16 protein-coding genes are annotated in these 16,069 nt (G+C 59.8%); 6 read left to right on the top strand and 10 right to left on the bottom strand.

Annotated elements, in window-relative coordinates:
- Positions 1-9: 9 nt before the first annotated feature.
- The 6 genes from flgJ to AD669_RS07350 all read right to left on the bottom strand — a co-directional run bounded on the left by flgJ (position 10) and on the right by AD669_RS07350 (position 6,661).
- Positions 10-1,308, bottom strand: a complete 1,299-nt coding sequence (gene flgJ / locus AD669_RS07375; protein ID WP_053118301.1) for a flagellar assembly peptidoglycan hydrolase FlgJ — start codon at positions 1,306-1,308, stop codon at positions 10-12.
- 11 nt (positions 1,309-1,319) lie between these two features.
- Positions 1,320-2,408 carry a flagellar basal body P-ring protein FlgI gene (locus AD669_RS07370; RefSeq protein ID WP_053118300.1) on the bottom strand — a complete coding sequence of 363 codons (1,089 nt, stop codon included), beginning with the start codon at positions 2,406-2,408 and terminating at the stop codon, positions 1,320-1,322.
- A gap of 27 nt (positions 2,409-2,435) precedes the next feature.
- The gene (gene flgH, locus AD669_RS07365; RefSeq protein ID WP_053118299.1) at positions 2,436-3,131 is read right to left on the bottom strand and encodes a flagellar basal body L-ring protein FlgH; all 696 of its coding nucleotides are present in this window, start codon (positions 3,129-3,131) and stop codon (positions 2,436-2,438) included.
- A gap of 51 nt (positions 3,132-3,182) precedes the next feature.
- The gene (flgG, locus tag AD669_RS07360; RefSeq protein WP_053118298.1) at positions 3,183-3,968 is read right to left on the bottom strand and encodes a flagellar basal-body rod protein FlgG; all 786 of its coding nucleotides are present in this window, start codon (positions 3,966-3,968) and stop codon (positions 3,183-3,185) included.
- Positions 3,969-4,013: 45 nt separating this feature from the next.
- Positions 4,014-4,754: a flagellar basal body rod protein FlgF gene (locus tag AD669_RS07355; protein ID WP_053118297.1), complete on the bottom strand. Its 741-nt coding sequence runs from the start codon at positions 4,752-4,754 to the stop codon at positions 4,014-4,016.
- A gap of 344 nt (positions 4,755-5,098) precedes the next feature.
- Positions 5,099-6,661, bottom strand: a complete 1,563-nt coding sequence (locus tag AD669_RS07350; RefSeq protein ID WP_053118288.1) for a sigma-54-dependent transcriptional regulator — start codon at positions 6,659-6,661, stop codon at positions 5,099-5,101.
- 391 nt (positions 6,662-7,052) lie between these two features.
- Between AD669_RS07350 and phhA the strand changes: the two genes are divergently transcribed.
- The 6 genes from phhA to AD669_RS07325 all read left to right on the top strand — a co-directional run bounded on the left by phhA (position 7,053) and on the right by AD669_RS07325 (position 11,512).
- Positions 7,053-7,844: a phenylalanine 4-monooxygenase gene (gene phhA, locus AD669_RS07345; protein WP_053118286.1), complete on the top strand. Its 792-nt coding sequence runs from the start codon at positions 7,053-7,055 to the stop codon at positions 7,842-7,844.
- A gap of 69 nt (positions 7,845-7,913) precedes the next feature.
- On the top strand, positions 7,914-8,270 hold the full coding sequence (locus tag AD669_RS07340) for a 4a-hydroxytetrahydrobiopterin dehydratase (RefSeq protein WP_016771115.1): 357 nt from the start codon (positions 7,914-7,916) through the stop codon (positions 8,268-8,270).
- Positions 8,270-9,463, top strand: a complete 1,194-nt coding sequence (locus tag AD669_RS07335) for an amino acid aminotransferase (RefSeq protein WP_053118284.1) — start codon at positions 8,270-8,272, stop codon at positions 9,461-9,463. Before AD669_RS07340 ends, AD669_RS07335 begins: the two co-directional genes overlap by 1 nt.
- Before the next feature lie 361 nt (positions 9,464-9,824).
- Complete coding sequence (locus AD669_RS28730; RefSeq protein WP_008088845.1) at positions 9,825-9,956, top strand: hypothetical protein; 132 nt, start codon at positions 9,825-9,827, stop codon at positions 9,954-9,956.
- Positions 9,957-10,026: 70 nt separating this feature from the next.
- On the top strand, positions 10,027-10,209 hold the full coding sequence (locus AD669_RS07330) for a hypothetical protein (protein ID WP_053118279.1): 183 nt from the start codon (positions 10,027-10,029) through the stop codon (positions 10,207-10,209).
- Positions 10,210-10,324: 115 nt separating this feature from the next.
- Complete coding sequence (locus tag AD669_RS07325) at positions 10,325-11,512, top strand: MFS transporter (RefSeq protein WP_172680087.1); 1,188 nt, start codon at positions 10,325-10,327, stop codon at positions 11,510-11,512.
- Here AD669_RS07325 and arfB read toward each other — a convergent pair.
- The 4 genes from arfB to AD669_RS07305 form a co-directional block, all read right to left on the bottom strand.
- A complete protein-coding gene (gene arfB, locus AD669_RS07320) occupies positions 11,509-11,922 on the bottom strand; it encodes an alternative ribosome rescue aminoacyl-tRNA hydrolase ArfB (protein WP_007920134.1) in 414 nt (137 codons plus the stop codon). The two genes, AD669_RS07325 and arfB, sit on opposite strands and share 4 nt — an antisense overlap.
- Positions 11,923-12,114: 192 nt before the next feature.
- Positions 12,115-13,527 carry an amino acid permease gene (locus AD669_RS07315; RefSeq protein ID WP_053118275.1) on the bottom strand — a complete coding sequence of 471 codons (1,413 nt, stop codon included), beginning with the start codon at positions 13,525-13,527 and terminating at the stop codon, positions 12,115-12,117.
- 918 nt (positions 13,528-14,445) lie between these two features.
- Positions 14,446-15,666, bottom strand: coding sequence for a 23S rRNA pseudouridine(2605) synthase RluB (gene rluB, locus AD669_RS07310; RefSeq protein ID WP_053118273.1), 1,221 nt, complete (start codon positions 15,664-15,666; stop codon positions 14,446-14,448).
- 154 nt (positions 15,667-15,820) lie between these two features.
- Entirely contained in the window at positions 15,821-16,012 is a 192-nt protein-coding gene (locus tag AD669_RS07305; protein WP_016771121.1) for a DUF1289 domain-containing protein, read from the bottom strand.
- Positions 16,013-16,069: the final 57 nt, after the last annotated feature.

Raw genomic sequence — 16,069 nt, 5'->3', positions numbered from 1 at the left:
CCTTGTGCCTTATAAAGGCGTGGTGGATACACCCGCCGCAGCGTAGTTTTGAAGATTGTTCATCTGCTTGGCAATTTGCGAAATCTTTGTCGCGTAGTTCGGGTCGGTGGCGTAACCGGCCTTCTGCAACTCGCGTACAAACTGTTCTGGGTTATCGGCCGACTTCAGCACATCTTGATAGCGATTATTGCTCTGCAGCAAAGTCACCAGATCGTGGAAGCTGTCCTTGTACGAGGCGTAGGAACGGAACTCGGCCGTCTCCTTGACCATCGCCCCATTGCGGAACTCGCTGGTGATGGCGCGAGCTGAATCGCCCTGCCAGTTGCTGCTCGCCTTGATGCCAAACAGGTTGTGGCTGCTGCTGCCGTCCTGCGCACGCATGACCGATTTGCCCCAACCGGTTTCCAGTGCCGCTTGCGCCACCAGATAACGCGGATCGACGCCGATACGGTCGGCAGCTTCCTTGGCCATCGGCAGCATGGTGTTGACGAAATCGTCGGCGGAGCTGAAGGCTTTTTTCGCCGGTGCCAGCGGAATCTGCGCCATGGCGCGGCCGTAGACCTGCATCTGCCCGCCGGAGGCTTTTTCGTTCTCGGCGCGGGCCAGCCAGTCGCCGTTGTACAGCGGGCCGGAACCGGTAATGGCGGCGGGCGCGGTCGCTTGCGGCAACGCATTGGATGCGCTGGTCGCGGTCGTGGCCGACGGCACCAAACCGGCGAGCAAACGATCGGTGAGTTTCGGCGGCAACGACAGACGACGCTTGTTGATCATCGCCATGTCATTGCTGTGCGACGTATCGGTGCTCGACACACGCCCGGAACGCGACGCCCACAACGGACGCTCGCCATTGACCCGCGACAACGGGCCGTTGATCGCCGTGGTGCCCGCCGCAATCGGCGTGACCACGCCAGCGGCTTTCGCCCGGGCTTCTTCCTGTTTGGCGGCGGACGCGGCAGCAGCCTCACCCGGCGCCATCGGTTTGTTCTTCTGCATCTGACGCAGCAGCACGTCTGCCAGGCCGATACCACCGCCCTCGCGGGACATGGACACCGCCAGTTGCTGGTCGGACATTTCTTGATATTGCTTGGCCGCCGGGGTGTTCAGCGGATTGTCCTGACCGAGGGTGTCGGTGGCCGAACGCATCGACTTGAGCATTTCGCCGATGAACAACGACTCGAATTCCTGCGCGACTTTGCGCATGTTGCCGTCGCTGTCCTTGTCGCCAACCTTGAGCTGATTCAGACGATTGAGGTCGGAGTACGAACCCGAATCGGCGTTGCTGACCAGACTGCCTTTGCGCATATCCATGATGGTCGGCCTCAGATCACGATCAGGTCGGCTTGCAACGCGCCGGCCTGCTTCAGTGCTTCGAGGATCGCCATCAAGTCACCCGGCGCCGCGCCGACCTGGTTCACCGCACGGACGATCTCGTCGAGGGTGGTGCCCGGGCCGAATTTGAACATCGGTTTGGCCTCTTGCTCAGCATTCACCCGCGAGCGTGGCACCACAGCGGTCTGGCCGTTGGACAACGGGCCTGGCTGGCTGACGATCGGGTCTTCGGTGATGGTCACGGTCAGGCTGCCGTGGGTCACGGCGGCTGGCGAGACTTTGACGTTCTGGCCGATAACGATGGTGCCGGTGCGCGAATTGATGATGACTTTCGCCACCGCCTGACCGGGATCAACTTCAAGGTTTTCGAGGATCGACAGGTAGTCGACGCGCTGGCTCGGATCGAGCGGTGCAGTGACGCGTACCGAGCCGCCGTCGATGGCTTGCGCCACGCCAGGGCCGAGCATGTCGTTGATCTTGTCGACGATGCGTTTGGCGGTGGTGAAGTCGGAACGGTTGAGGTTCAAGGTCAGGCTGTTGCCTTGGTTGAAACCACTCGGCACCGAACGTTCAACCGACGCACCGCCCGGGATGCGACCGGCCGACGGAACGTTGACGGTGATCTTCGAACCGTCACGACCTTCGGCATCAAAACCGCCGACCACCAGGTTGCCCTGAGCGATGGCGTAAACGTTGCCGTCGATACCCTTGAGCGGGGTCAGCAACAGTGTGCCGCCGCGCAGGCTCTTGGAGTTACCGATCGAGGACACGGTGATGTCGACCTGCTGACCCGGTTTGGCGAACGCCGGCAGATCGGCACTCACCGACACCGCCGCGACGTTCTTCAACTGCACGTTGCCCGAACCCGGCGGCACTTTGATGCCGAACTGCGAGAGCATGTTGTTGAAGGTCTGCAGGGTGAACGGGGTCTGCGTCGTCTGGTCACCGGTGCCGTTAAGCCCGACTACCAGGCCGTAGCCGATCAACTGGTTGGAACGCACGCCAGAAATGCTGGCGATGTCTTTCAACCGTTCGGCGTGTGCAGTGAAAGCCGCAGACATCAACAGCGCGGCCACCATAAGGCTTTTCAGATTCAACGTAGCCACCTAGAAAGGGAACAGCGGGCTGAGGAAGAAACGGTCGAACCAGCCTGGCTGACTCGCATCGGCAAATGAGCCTGTGCCCGAGTAGGTGATGCGTGCATCGGCGACGCGGGTCGACGACACGGTGTTGTCGGTGGCGATGTCATCGGCACGCACCAGACCGGCAATGCGCACCAGCTCATCGCCGGTGTTCAGCGTCATCCACTTCTCGCCGCGCACGGCGATGATGCCGTTGGGCAGCACGTCCGCCACGGTCACGGTGACGGAGCCGGTCAGGGTGTTGCCCTGCGCAGCCTTGCTGTCGCCCTTGGTCGCGCGGTCGCCGCTGTAGCCAACGTCCAGACTCAAATCGTTACCGCCCAACGGGTTGTTGGTCACGCCGCTACCGCCGAACAGCGAGGTCAGGCCGATGCCGGTCTTGCTGTTCTTGGCCACTTGCGAGTTGGCGTTTTTGCTCGCCTGGGTTTTCTCGTTGAGGGTGATGGTGATGATGTCACCGACCCGGAACGCCTTGCGGTCGCTGTACAGGTTCTGTTCGAAACCGGCCTGATAGATCGAGCCATTGTTGGCCGCCGCCGGCAACGGAGTACGCGGCAACACCGGAGCGTAATAAGGGTCATTGGGCTTGGGCGTCGGTGCGACACAGCCCGCGAGCGAGACGACCCCACCCAATGCCAAAACAGATACGAAGCGTTTCATGACCCTACCTCACGGTGTTGCAGGCAGCCTCATGGCCGCCTCATAGACTGATTACAGATTCTGCGTTACGAACGAGAGCATCTGGTCGGCGGTGGAGATCACCTTGGAGTTCATCTCGTAAGCGCGCTGAGTGGTGATCATGTTGACCATCTCTTCAACGGTGCTGACGTTGGAACCTTCCAGGGTGTTCTGCAGCGTGGTGCCGAAACCGTTGAGGCCCGGGGTGCCGATTTGCGGCGCGCCGGAAGCAGCGGTTTCCAGGAACAGGTTGTTGCCCACCGCTTGCAGACCGGCCGGGTTGATAAAGTCGGCGGTTTGCAGGTTGCCGATCACCTGAGCGGCCGGGTTACCCGGAACGGTGATCGACACGGTGCCGTCAACGCCGACAGTGAAGCTCTGCGCGTTGTTCGGGATAACGATGGCTGGCTCCAGAGCGAAACCGCTGGCGTTGACGATCTGGCCATTGGAGTCGAGGTGGAAGGTACCGTCACGGGTGTAAGACGTGGTGCCGTCCGGCTGCAGAATCTGGAAGAAACCGCGGCCGTCGATGGCCATGTCCAGCGGCTGCTCGGTGGTTTGCAGGCTGCCGGCAGTGAAGTTTTTCTGCGTGCCGACGATGCGCACACCGGTACCCAATTGCAGACCCGACGGCAGTTCGCTGTCCTGAGTCGACTGGGCGCCTGGCTGACGCTTGATCTGATAGAGCAAGTCCTGGAACTCGGCGCGGTCACGTTTGAAACCCGTGGTCGACACGTTCGCCAGGTTGTTGGAGATGGTGGTCAGGTTGGTGTCCTGGGCGGACAGACCGGTTTTGGCAACCCATAGAGCCGGAAGCATTCAATTCTCCTCGTGCGCCTGTTTTACGGCGCGACGTTCTGATAATTAGCTGATCTGCAAGACCCGAGCCATGGCCTGGTCGTCGTCTTTGGCGGTGTTCATCATCTTGACGTGCAACTCGAACTGCTTGGCCAGGGCCAGCACCGAGGTCATCTCTTCGACGGCGTTGACGTTGCTCGACTCCAGGAAACCCGAGACCAGTTTGACGTTGGCATCGGCCGGCGCAGGCTGGCCGTCCTTGGTGTAAATCGAGCCGTCGAGGCCCTTGTTCATGTTCTTGATGTCCGGGTTGACCAGTTTGATCCGGTCGACTTCCGCCATGACGCGCGGGCCTTCGCCCATCGCACGAATACTGATGGTGCCGTCTTCACCGACTTCGACTTGCTGCTCGGGCGGCACGGCAATCGGCCCGCCATTGCCCATCACCGCCATGCCGTTGCCGGCACGCAATACGCCGAGGGCATCGATGTTGAGGCTGCCGGTGCGCACGTAGCTTTCGCCACCGTTCGGGTTCTGCACGGCGATGAAACCGTTGCCGGTCACGGCGACGTCGAGGTCGCGACCGGTCTCGACCAGCGAGCCCGGCGAGAAGTCAGTGGCCGGCCGTTCGCTCATGGCAAACGCACGCGCCGGAAAGCTGTCACCAAACACCGGCATCGAACGGGCCTGTTCCAGGTCCTTCTGAAAACCGTTGGTGGAGATGTTCGCCAGGTTGTTGGCATGCGCCTTTTGCGCCAGCGCGTTCTGGCTGGCGCCGGTCATTGCCACATAAAGGTACTTGTCCACACTCTTTCCTCTGCATGCCGGACGTTTGCCGCCCACTGCTGTACTGCTGAGCCATAAGCAATTTGCAGACCAACTTTTTTCTGGCGGCGCGCGGCCCGGTAAACAAAGGACTTGGGAGAGATTTAGAGGATTGGGGAAATGTATCGAAGTCGAAAAACCGGCGGTGTTATGCCGCTTGGCGGCAATCCCGATCTCAGGCTGGATGAATAACCCTGTGGCGAGGGGATTTATCCCCGATGGGTGGCGAAGCCGCCCCGCTTTTCCTTCAGGACGACCTCATTTGCAGGTTTTGCGACTGCTGCGCAGCCGATCGGGGATAAATCCCCTCGCCACAAAAGCTCGACTTAACTGCCTGGATCCTTGCCGACCTCGTATTCGCGCAATTTGTTGGCAATCGTCGTGTGCGAAACCCCAAGCCGCTTACCCAACTGCCGACTGCTCGGGTGCTCTGAATACAGCCGCTCGAGCACCGCTTTTTCAAACCGCCCAACAATCTCGTCCAGCCCGCCCTCCAGCGAAAAATCGCCAAGCGGCTGACGCACGCCGTAATCCGGCAGGCGAATATGCTCAGCCTTCACCGTCCCGCCATCACACAACGAAACCGCCTGAAACAACACGTTCTCCAGTTGCCGCACATTGCCCGGCCAATGGTAGTGGCTGAGTCGATCCATCGCCGCCGGTGCGAGTTTCGGCAACGGGCAACCGATCTGCCGACTGGCCTGATCGAGGAAGTGTTCAACCAGCGGCGTCAACCCATCAAGGCATTCGCGCAATGGCGGAATGTGCAGCGAGAGCACGTTCAAGCGGTGATACAAATCCTGACGAAATTCCCCGCGTGCGCACAGTTCGGACAAGTCGACCTGCGTCGCGCAGATCACCCGCACATCCAGATAAACCTCTTCATCACTGCCGACCCGGCGGAAGCAACCGTCCTGGAGAAAGCGCAGCAGCTTCACTTGAAGGCGCGGGCTCATTTCGCCAACGCCGTCGAGAAACAGCGTGCCGCCCGCAGTCAATTCCAGCAGACCAAGTTTGCCTTCCGCACGCGCACCTTCGAACGCGCCGGGGCCGTAGCCGAACAACTCGGTCTCGGCCATCGACTCCGGCAGCCCGGCGCAGTTAAGCGCCATCAGCGGCGATTGCCCGCGCGGACTGGCGAGGTGACAGGCACGGGCCAGCAATTCCTTGCCGGTGCCGGTTTCGCCTTCAATTAATAGCGGTGCGTCGAGGGGTGCCATTCGGCGTGCTTCGCGTACCACGGCGGCCATGACTTTCGAGCTCTGGAAGATACTGTCGAAGCCACGCAGTTCTTGTTTGCGCACGTTGTAAATGCGTTCGCCGACACGGTCGGCGCGGTGCAACGTGAGTACCGCGCCAGCCATGGCTTCGCTGTCGTCGTGTTCCGATTGCAGCGGCGCGATGTCGGCGAGAAACACGTCGCCCTTGACCTTCACGCGCATGCCGTTGATTCGCGATTTGTTGGCGCGCACCAGTTCCGGCAAATCGAAATCTTCGGCGTAGCGTGACAGCGGAATCCCCGGTACTTCATCGACGCGTACACCGAGCAACTGCGCCGCCGCGCGGTTGGCCGCGACGATCGAGCCGCCCATGTCGATCGACAGCACCGGAAACTCCAGCGCACCGAGCAACGCGTTCAATTCCATGTGCCGCCGTTCGCTTGGCATCAGCCCGACGCGCTTGACGCCGAACACCCCGGCAATCGCCTCGAATTTCGGGCGCAGGGCCTGGAACTGGATGTTGATCAGGTTTGGGCAATGCAAGTAGATCGCGTTGCCATGCTCACCACCGACCTCGCCCCGCGCGACGTTGATCCCGTAGGCCACAAGCAGGTTGAGGATGTCGCGCAGAATGCCGATGCGGTTCTGGCAGTGGACTTTGATACGCATATAAAAGACCCGACAAAATTGGGAATGAACACAATCCCTGTGGGAGCGAGCTTGCTCGCGAAGGCGTCAGCACATACAACATTGATGTGTCAGATCCACCGCTTTCGCGAGCGAGCTAGCTCCCACAGGGTATTGCGGTGCGCCTGCAGTCAATTTTTCTGTGAAGGTGCGCAAACAGTTGTCAAGATTATGTGACAGTCACCGACCTTTTCAAACCGGCGAATCGCCGCAAATGCGCGATAACGCCTAAACCGTAACGATAACTTTACGAAATCCACGGAAATTTCCTACGCGGTCGCGATCCAACCTACTGCACACCACTCCACTCTCAGGTAATTCTGAGCCCATCGCTGGACATAACAAGAACGAATTCCCCTAGCAGGAGAGCAGTATGAAGCAGACGCAATACGTGGCCCGCGAGCCCGATGCGCAAGGTTTTATCGACTACCCCGCCGAAGAACACGCGGTGTGGAACACGCTGATCACTCGCCAGTTGAAAGTGATCGAAGGGCGTGCCTGCCAGGAGTACCTGGACGGTATCGAGAAACTCGGTCTGCCCCACGACCGCATTCCGCAACTCGGCGAGATCAACAAGGTGCTCGGCGAGACCACCGGTTGGCAGGTCGCCCGCGTGCCGGCACTGATTCCTTTCCAGACGTTTTTTGAATTGCTCGCCAGCAAGCAGTTTCCGGTCGCGACGTTTATCCGTACTCGCGAAGAGCTGGACTACCTGCAAGAGCCGGACATTTTCCACGAGATTTTTGGCCACTGCCCGCTGCTGACCAACCCGTATTTCGCCGAATTCACCCACACCTACGGCAAACTCGGCCTGCAAGCGACCAAGGAAGAACGCGTGTACCTGGCGCGTCTGTACTGGATGACCATCGAGTTCGGCCTGGTCGACACCCCGCAAGGCAAACGCATCTACGGCGGCGGCATTCTGTCTTCGCCCAAAGAAACCGTTTATTCGCTGTCGGACGAGCCTGAGCATCAAGTCTTCGACCCGCTCGAAGCGATGCGCACGCCGTACCGCATCGACATCCTGCAACCGCTGTACTTCGTCCTGCCGAACCTCAAGCGCCTGTTCGACGTGGCCCATGAAGACATCATGGCCATGGTCAAACAAGGCATGCAGCTGGGTCTGCACGCGCCAAAATTTCCGCCAAAGCCGAAAGCGGCCTGAGCAGAACCCGCTCGCGACTTGCGTGCAAAGATAGTAATTTCCAACAAGAATCGAATTCAGGAACCGACCATGTCCACATTGAACCAAGCCCACTGCGAAGCCTGCCGAGCCGATGCGCCACAAGTCAGCGACGAAGAACTGCCGATCCTGATCAAGCAGATCCCTGACTGGAACATCGAAGTTCGCGACGGCATCATGCAGCTGGAAAAAGTTTTCCTGTTCAAGAATTTCAAGCACGCGCTGGCGTTCACTAATGCCGTCGGTGAAATCTCCGAGGCCGAAGGTCACCACCCGGGTCTGCTGACCGAGTGGGGCAAAGTCACCGTGACCTGGTGGAGCCACTCGATCAAAGGCTTGCACCGCAACGACTTCATCATGGCTGCGCGCACTGACGAAGTGGCCAAGACTGCAGAAGGACGCAAGTAATGCACTTCGACGCCATCGGCCGGGTACCCGGCGACCCGATCCTCGGCTTGATGGAGGCGTATGCGCAGGACTCCAACCCGCGCAAATTCGACTTGGGCGTTGGCGTCTACAAGGATGCCCAGGGCCTGACGCCGATCCCGGAAGCGGTGAAAATCGCCGAAGCGCGACTGGTCGAAAGCCAGGACACCAAGACCTACATCGGTGGCCACGGCAACCCGCTGTTCGGCAAAGTCATCAACGAGTTGGTGCTTGGCGCAGACTCGAAACTGATCGCCGAACAACGTGCCGGCGCCACCCAGACGCCGGGCGGCACCGGTGCCCTGCGTCTGGCCGCTGACTTCATCGCCCAGTGCCTGCCAGGCAAAGGGGTGTGGTTGAGCAACCCTACCTGGCCTATTCACGAAACCATTTTCGCTGCGGCCGGGGTCAAGGTCAGTCACTACCCATACGTGGGCAGCGACAACCGCCTCGACGTCGAAGCCATGCTCGCCGTGCTCAATGAAGTGCCGAAAGGTGATGTGGTGCTGCTGCACGCGTGCTGCCACAACCCGACCGGTTTCGACTTGAACCACGACGACTGGCAGCGCGTGCTTGATGTGGTGCGCAGCCGCAATCTGCTGCCGCTGATCGACTTTGCCTACCAGGGTTTTGGCGACGGTCTGGAACAGGATGCGTGGTCGACACGGCTGTTCGCGGCCGAGATCCCCGAGCTGCTGATCACCAGTTCTTGCTCGAAGAATTTCGGCTTGTATCGCGATCGCACCGGCGCGCTGATTGTCTGCGCGAAAAGCGCTGACAAGCTCATCGACATCCGTAGTCAATTGGCCAACATCGCCCGTAACTTGTGGTCGACACCGCCGGATCACGGTGCTGCTGTTGTTGCGACGATCCTCGCTGATCCAGAGCTGAAAGCGCGCTGGGCTGATGAAGTGGAAGCCATGCGTTTGCGTATTGCGCAGCTGCGCAGCGGTCTGGTTGAAGCGCTGGAGCCTCACGGTTTGCGCGAGCGTTTTGCGCACATTGGCGTGCAGCGCGGCATGTTTTCTTACACTGGCTTGTCGCCGGAGCAAGTGAAACAACTGCGCGAGCAGCACAGCGTGTACATGGTCAGCTCAGGCCGCGCGAACGTCGCCGGCATCGACGCCACCCGCCTCGCGCTGCTGGCCGAAGCGATCGCCAGCGTCAGCAAATAACACCGCAATCCCCCTATAGGAGCTGCCGATGGCTGCGATCTTTTGATCTTGATTTTAAAAACAAAGATCAAAAGATCGCAGCCTGCGGCAGCTCCTACATTTGCTCGTTCCCACGCTCCGCGTGGGAATGCAGCCCGGGACGCTCTGCGTCCCAACAGCGAACGCAGAGCGTCCATTGAGGCGTTCCCACGCAGAGCGTGGGAACGATCAATCACCACAGTCCGCGCCCTCCCCTGCGGCCATCTGTCGCATTATTTTCAATTAAAAGTCTGATTGTCATTTTTCCTGCTGTATCCTGCGCAAGCTTTGTAAAAGCGCGGATCTACCAGATCTATCAACAGACTTAGCGAGGAGCGCAACCATGCACGAGATTCCTAATCTCCCCTTCCCAAGCCTGCACGTACCTGAGCAGACGACCACGCAACAAGCCGGCGCCCAACAGCCCGAGCCGAAAGAAGCCGTTGAGAGCCGACCGGCCGACAACGAAGAGTAAGACCCGTCGTACAGACCGTGTGGAAAGCGCTAACATGCGCTTTCCACACTGCCTGAACCCCGAGCCCGCCATGACCGACGAATTCTCCGAAAGCCAAGCTGCCGTACTGATCGGCGCCACCGAGAAGATGATCGATATCTGGAACCGTCTCTCCCCCGAAAAACAGGCAGCCCTCCTCGCCCGTTTCGGCACTGAAGAAAACGCCCTTGCCGCACTCGTCACCACGCAACTGGTTGCGCCGGCCAAGCCGTGAATCTGCCATCCGGCAAATAGTTTTACTTTTCCCCGCCCCAGATTCCTCCACGCCGGTATCATAAGCAGCCTATCTAATCTGCCGCTCCCGTGGATCTTTACCCATGTCGTCCTCTATGTCCGAGCCCCAGCGCCCCCTGGCGGTTACGCTGCAAGTCGTTTCCATCGTCCTGTTCACCTTTATCGGTTACCTCAACATCGGCATTCCGTTGGCGGTGCTGCCGGGTTACGTCCACAGCGATCTGGGTTTCGGCGCAGTAATCGCTGGGCTGGTAATCAGCGTGCAATACCTCGCCACCCTGCTCAGCCGTCCGTACGCGGGCAAGATCATCGACAACAAGGGCAGCAAACGCGCGGTGATGATTGGCCTGGCCGGTTGTGGCTTGAGCGGCGTGTTCATGCTGATTTCGGCGTGGACACCGAACATGCCGATGCTCAGTTTGATCAGCTTGTTGATCGGTCGACTGGTGCTGGGCAGCGCCGAGAGTCTCGTCGGTTCCGGTTCGATTGGCTGGGGCATCGGCCGCGTGGGTGCGGCCAACACCGCCAAGGTCATTTCCTGGAACGGCATCGCCAGTTATGGCGCACTGGCGATCGGCGCACCGTTCGGCGTGTGGCTGGTTGGGGAGCTAGGGCTGTGGAGCATGGGCGTCAGCATCATCTTGCTGGCCATTCTCGGCTTGGCGCTGGCATGGCCGAAAACCGCCGCACCGATTGTCGCCGGCGAACGCCTGCCGTTCATGCATGTGCTCGGTAAAGTATTTCCCCACGGCTGCGGCCTCGCGCTGGGCTCGATCGGTTTCGGCACCATCGCCACCTTCATCACACTCTATTACGCGACTCAGCACTGGGAAAACGCGGTGCTGTGCTTGAGCCTGTTCGGCGCGAGTTTCATCGGTGCGCGGCTGCTGTTCGGCAACCTGATCAACCGCCTCGGCGGCTTCCGCGTGGCGATTGCCTGCCTGTCGGTGGAAACGCTGGGCTTGCTGTTGTTGTGGCTGGCGCCGGACGCACACTGGGCATTGGCCGGTGCGGCGTTGAGCGGTTTCGGCTTCTCGCTGGTATTCCCGGCGTTGGGCGTAGAGGCAGTGAATCTGGTGCCGGCGTCCAGCCGTGGCGCGGCGGTCGGGGCTTATTCGCTGTTCATCGATTTGTCGCTGGGGATCACCGGGCCATTGGCCGGCGCGATTGCGGCGGGATTCGGATTTGCCTCGATCTTCCTCTTCGCCGCTCTTGCCGCGTTGAGCGGTTTGGCGCTAAGCGTCTATCTGTACAAGCACACCGCCAAGTACCGCGAAGACTAAAAATCCACCTTGCCGCGCCCGGCCTTGATGCTGCCGCGCTTGGTTTTCGATTCGAGCCGACGCTTCTTTGAACCGAGGGTCGGCTTGGTCGGACGGCGTTTCTTTTCGACTTTGGTGGCGCTGAGGATCAGCTCGACCAGCCGTTCCAGTGCATCGGCGCGGTTGGCTTCCTGCGTGCGGTATTGCTGCGCTTTGATGATCAACACGCCATCGCTGGTGATGCGACTGTCGCGCAGCGCCAGCAGCCGCTCCTTGTAGAACTCGGGCAAGGACGAGGCCGGGATGTCGAAGCGCAGGTGCATGGCGCTGGAGACCTTGTTGACGTTCTGCCCACCCGCGCCTTGCGCGCGGATGGCGGTCAATTCGATCTCAGCATCCGGCAGATGCACATTGTTGGAAATCACCAGCATGGAAAAGCGTCCGTATTCAGAGCGTGCAGGATACGCCATGAACCCTGTAGGAGCTGCCGCAGGCTGCGATCTTTTGATCTTTTAACAAGCAAGATCAAAAGATCGCAGCCTGCGGCAGCTCCTACAGGGGGAAAATGTGCAGAAATGACAAACCCGGCACTGTGGCCGGGTTTGTTGTTTCTGCTCACGCGATTACTTCGCGGTCGCAGGCACCGCAGCTTGAGCACTGCGCTTGTTCTTGATCACGTAGCAGACCCACATGAACACCACCCACACCGGAATCGCGTACACCGAGATCTGAATCCCCGGGATCAGCAGCATCACGCCAAGGATGAACACCACGAACGCCAGGCAGACATAGTTGCCGTACGGGTACCACAGCGCCTTGAACAGCGGCGTCTGCTGCGTCTTGTTCATGTGTTGACGGAACTTGAAGTGCGAAAAGCTGATCATCGCCCAGTTGATCACCAACGTCGCAACCACCAGCGACATCAGCAGTTCCAGCGCGCTGTGCGGGATCAGGTAGTTGAGCAACACCGCGATCACCGTCACCGCTGCCGAGGCCAGAATCGAACGTACTGGCACGCCGCGCTTGTCGATCTTCGCCAGGCCTTTCGGCGCATCGCCCTGCTCAGCCATGCCCAGCAACATGCGGCTATTGCAGTAAGTGCCGCTGTTGTACACCGACAGCGCCGCGGTCAGTACCACGAAGTTGAGAATGTGCGCGGCGGTGCTGCTGCCTAGCATCGAGAACACTTGCACGAACGGGCTGCCGCTGTAGGAATCGCCGGACGCGTTGAGGGTTTCCAGCAGGCTGTCCCAAGGGGTCAGCGACAGCAGGATGACCAGTGCGCCGATGTAGAAAATCAGGATGCGGTAGATGACCTGATTGATCGCTTTCGGGATCACGGTTTTCGGCTTGTCGGCTTCTGCTGCGGTGAAACCGAGCATTTCCAGACCGCCGAAGGAGAACATGATGATCGCCATGGCCATCACCAGACCGCTGACGCCGTTCGGAAAGAACCCGCCGTGCGACCATAGGTTGGTGACCGACGCTTGCGGGCCGCCGTTGCCGCTGACCAGCAGGTAGCTGCCGAGCGCAATCATGCCGACGATCGCCACAACCTTGATGATCGCGAACCAGAATTCGGCTTCACCGAAGACTTTGACGTTGGCCAGGTTGATCGCGTTGATCAGCACGAAGAAGGCTGCCGCAGAGGCCCAGGTCGGAATGTCCGGCGCCCAGTAGTGGATGTACTTGCCGACCGCGGTCAGCTCCGACATGCCCACCAGAATGTACAAAATCCAGCAGTTCCAGCCCGACAGGAAACCGGCAAAGCCGCCCCAGTACTTGTGCGCAAAGTGGCTGAAGGAACCGGCCACCGGCTCCTCGACGATCATTTCACCCAACTGGCGCATGATCATGAAGGCGATGAAGCCGCAGATGGCGTAGCCGAGGATCATCGACGGGCCGGCGGATTTCAGTACCCCGGCCGAGCCGAGGAACAATCCGGTACCGATCGCGCCACCGAGGGCGATCAGTTGAATGTGGCGATTTTTCAGGCCGCGTTTCAGCTCGCCTGATTGCGAGGGTTGTCCACTCATGAAAAAGGTCTCACGCAAGGTTTGATGATGTTCAGTAGACGTTGCTGCAAGGTTGCGATTTCAAGCAGCCCCGATCAAACCCCAGCGCAGGCACCAGGAGTTCAGCTCAATTACAACGGTCATGCGTCACCTGTTTGTTTTTATCTGTGACGAAATCGAACCCGAAACGCTTGTGGCGCGACGGAGTGAACAAGGCGGGTAGCCTTGAGTTTTGCGCGATTACGCAGAGGGTCACAGTTAAAACGCGGCGCATTGTACACCGCTAACCCCCTGCTGCCAGACCCCGCTGGATCAGCGTGTCGGTTGCCGGGATTGCGTGTGTCCGTTTCGAGAGGCTCGAACGGCTGCAAAATTTGAGTCAGGCCTTTGCGGGCCATCGACGTGGACGAGGAAAAAACCGTCCCACGGAGAGAAGTGGAAATCAGTCACGGCGTTCATTGCGCCTCCTTGTTGTTATGCACCTGCACGGCAGGCATGGGGCGCATCTCACCCTGCAAACGTCGCTGAAACAAGCGGCCCAGAGCCTTACGTCGGGCTCGGCCCATTGGGCTTCGGAAGCTTTTCCTTACACCCACGCGGGAACCTGCCATTCACGGGGATTTAGCGGATTTTTCGTAAACATTTCTTTACGAGTCGTAACGCAGAGTTTCCATTTCAGAATTTTCTGTAGGACGTCTGTTGGTTGACGGTCATCGGTGTTTTAGCCAGGAATTAATTTGTTGAGACCACCGGCCCTTTCGCGAGCAAGCCCGCTCCCACAGGGGATCGCATTCCAAATGTGGGAGCGGGCTTGCTCGCGAAGAGGCCCGATCAGACACCGAACACCTTTCTTCAGACGAAAAAAAACGCCAACCCTGCGGTTGGCGTTTTTGCTCGAGCTTGAAGCTTGAAGCTTGCCGCTAGAGGCTCACAGCCGCCTTATTCAGGCTTGCGACGACCAAACCCCGGACGCTGACCGGAACCGGCCGGCGCACCGCGGCGCTTGCCCGACGGCTTGTCGCCATCAACCAGCTTGATCCCCGGACGCTTCGACGTCGGTTTAGCCGGACGCTTGTTGGTGGTGTCTGCTGGACGATCCGCCACTGGCGTACCGCGACCGGCAGGCGCGCCACGCTCGCCACGTTCAGTGCGACCGTTGGCCGGACGCGGAGCGCGCTCGCCGTCACGGGCAACCGGCTTGCGGGCTGGACGCTCGCCTTCGATCTGCGGCTCACGGCTTGGGCGTGGGCCGGTCGGTGCGCCAGCGGCTGGACGCAGGGTACGTACGCGCTCGGTCTTGCCCATCGGACGCGACGATTTACGCTGCATACGCTCAAGCTTGTCTTTGCTCTTGGCGTTCAGTTGCGGCATCGCCACTGGCGTCAGGCCGACTTCAGCACTGAGGATGTCGACTTCGTACTGGCTCATTTCGCGCCAGCGGCCCATCGGCAGGTCGGAGTTGAGGAACACCGGGCCGAAACGCACGCGCTTCAGACGGCTGACCACCAGACCCTGGGATTCCCACAGACGACGAACCTCACGGTTACGACCTTCCATCACCACGCAGTGGTACCAGTGGTTGAAGCCTTCGCCACCTGGCGCCTGCTTGATGTCGGTGAACTTGGCCGGGCCGTCTTCCAGCACCACGCCAGCCTTCAGACGCTCGATCATCTCGTCGTCGACTTCACCGCGTACACGCACGGCGTACTCACGGTCCATCTCGTAGGACGGGTGCATCAGGCGGTTGGCCAGCTCACCGTCGGTGGTGAACATCAGCAAACCGGTGGTGTTGATGTCGAGACGACCGATGTTGATCCAGCGCCCTTCTTTCGGACGCGGCAGCTTGTCGAACACGGTCGGACGGCCTTCCGGGTCGTCACGGGTGCAGATCTCGCCGTCGGGTTTGTTGTACATGATCACGCGGCGTACCGATTCGGCCGCTTCTTCGCGCTTGATCACCTTGCCATCAATAGTGATGGCGTCGTGCAGATCGACACGCAGACCGAGGGTGGCGTCTTTGCCATTGACCTTGATCCGGCCCTGGCTGATCCAGGATTCCACGTCACGGCGCGAGCCGACGCCGATACGGGCGAGGACTTTCTGCAGTTTTTCGCCTGCTGGGCCGATTGGCTGGTCGTCTTGCTGATCTTTGATACTCATCTGGGCACCTCCCGGTGTGGTCTGTTCAGGCGCTCTGAATTGGGGGCCTGAAGCATTGAAATCTGGGTTCTCGGCCGAAGGGATCGGCGAAGGGTCGCGAATCATACGCGGATGTGCGCCGTCGCGCATCAGAGACTAGCTGATCAATGGACAGTTATTTCTTTTTCCGCCGACCGGCGCCACCGAGTTTGATCAGGCGCAGCGCGGCTTCGGCAAGCACCGTGCGCTTGTCGTCCTTGTCGAGTTTCTTCCAGGCTTTGATCTCACGCTTGCTGCGGCCGCAGCCGAGGCAGATGTCATCGCTGAATTTGCAGAGGCTGATGCAGGGGTCTTTTGTCGAACTCATTTGGGTACCTTTGGGAGATCAAAAGATCGCAGCCTTCGGCATCTCCTACATTGGAAT

The sequence above is a fragment of the Pseudomonas sp. P1.31 genome, from assembly GCF_001269815.1.
GTDB lineage: Bacteria > Pseudomonadota > Gammaproteobacteria > Pseudomonadales > Pseudomonadaceae > Aquipseudomonas > Aquipseudomonas rustica.
Note: the sequence above shows the minus strand (reverse complement) of the source record. Positions and strands in the feature narration are given on the sequence as shown.